Origin of the sequence: Kocuria sp., assembly GCF_030536815.1 — a bacterium.
Classification (GTDB): Bacteria; Actinomycetota; Actinomycetes; order Actinomycetales; family Micrococcaceae; genus Kocuria; species Kocuria gwangalliensis.
In genome coordinates this window covers 2,371-3,949 of sequence record NZ_JAUNPE010000180.1, presented here as the reverse complement: position 1 = coordinate 3,949, position 1,579 = coordinate 2,371, and the positions used below count along the sequence as shown (strand labels likewise).

The following is a 1,579-nucleotide window of genomic DNA, read 5'->3' as shown; positions in this document are numbered from 1 at the left end:
ACCCACTTCCACGTGGGCCTGAACGACGTCACGTACTGGCTGCGTGCCGCGTACTTCCTCGGACCGATCCTGGCCTTCATCATTGCTCGCCGCATGTGTCTTGCACTGCAGCGCAAGGACCGTGAGATCGTCCTGCACGGCCGCGAGTCGGGCCGAATCCAGGCGCTGCCGCACGGCGAGTTCGTGGAGGTTCACGAACCGCTGGACGAGTACAAGCGCTACCGTCTGGTGAACTTCGAAGACATTGAAGTTCAGCCCGCTCGTGCCAATGCCAAGGGTAAGGTGACCGGGACCGAGAAGCTCCGCGGCCGCTTGAGCAGCTGGTACTTCGAGGACCGAGTTGCACCCGTGACGCCCAAGGAGCTCGATGCGGCACACGGTCACCACGATGACCACGCACGCGAGGTTGTTGGTGCAGGGTCCCACACGGCCCAGCTCGACAAGTAGGCCAAGTTCGTCAAAGTAAGCCCGGTGGTCGCCCAGATCGCCCGTGAAGATGCCCCTGAGGTTCACCTCGGGGGCATCTTTATGTTCTCTCTCCCCCGTCTGCCGCATGCACCTCACGTGGACAACTACCGACCACGCGACCACAGCCTCAGTATCTAACCGCTCACCTGGTGCCTCCACCGAGCGGCCCGGCTTGGGCCCGGTCCAATTCACCGGCCGGTGTCAAGGAACACCTGGACTTCCCTGCGGGCGGACATCCGTTCTCCCTCTCGGCATCCACATGATCTCCCTGTCGACGGACCGTTGATCTACCGGCTGGTTGGGGCAGGGGGTTTGACCCCACGTCCTGCGGCGGCATAGGCGTGACGAGGTGAGGCGCCCTCGGTGACGATGACGTGGGCGTGGTGCAGGAGCCGGTCCACGGCCGCGGTGGCCAGGGTGGTCGGTATGAAGGCACGCCAGGAATCGAAGCCCTTGCAAGCCGGCAACCCGGAGGCCTTGCGACGGGCGGTCTCGGTGGCCTCGTCCCGTCCCCGGATCTCCTCGGGCAACCGCACGCGCAGCACCTCGGCCGACAGCGCCCGCGCAGCACCTCGGTGGGGTCCCAGCGCTGGGCTTTGGCCGTGCCAACACCTCTGGGGCCACGGGCTCGCAGATGGGGCATCCTGACTCAATTGAGGACTTCGGTGAGGTCATCGGGCAACGGCGGTGCCGGTCTCACCGAGAAGGCAGTGAAGGTCTTAATGGTTGAGTTCACGCGGTGGGTTCCTTGCTCGTGGTGGCAGTGGTGGTGAATCCGCGCCGCCTCGCGGCTCACTCAGGGCTACCTGCAGGGCGTCGAGCTCGGCGAATGAGCCGTACTGGCCCAGGAGGTTGGCCTCGGTGGGCACCAGGTCGGCCTTGACGGTTTTCACCGTGGCCACCTTGCCGCCTTCGGACTCCGGATCGTACGGCACGCAGGTACAGGACCCGGGTGCCGTAGTGCCGGGCCACCTCGACGATCTGCGGGCGCCGTACCGGGACTCCGCCGACGTGGTCCACGGTGACGGTGCGGGGATTGTCGGAGAGCGCGTAAGTGGGGGCTCCGCCGATCCGGCGCAGGGTGGCATCCAGGCAGGCGATCAGGCTCGGC

At 66.1% G+C, this 1,579-nt stretch carries 1 protein-coding gene and 2 pseudogenes; 1 reads left to right on the top strand and 2 read right to left on the bottom strand.

From position 1 onward, the window contains the following. Nucleotides 1–447: pseudogene (locus tag Q4E95_RS11675) on the top strand (ubiquinol-cytochrome c reductase cytochrome b subunit); the annotation flags it as partial. A gap of 308 nt (nucleotides 448–755) precedes the next feature. Here Q4E95_RS11675 and Q4E95_RS11670 read toward each other — a convergent pair. Then, nucleotides 756–1,004 carry an ATP-binding protein gene (locus tag Q4E95_RS11670; RefSeq protein WP_303383469.1) on the bottom strand — a complete coding sequence of 83 codons (249 nt, stop codon included), beginning with the start codon at nucleotides 1,002–1,004 and terminating at the stop codon, nucleotides 756–758. Nucleotides 1,005–1,280: 276 nt separating this feature from the next. Next, a pseudogene (locus Q4E95_RS11665) lies at nucleotides 1,281–1,579 on the bottom strand (IS21 family transposase); the annotation flags it as partial.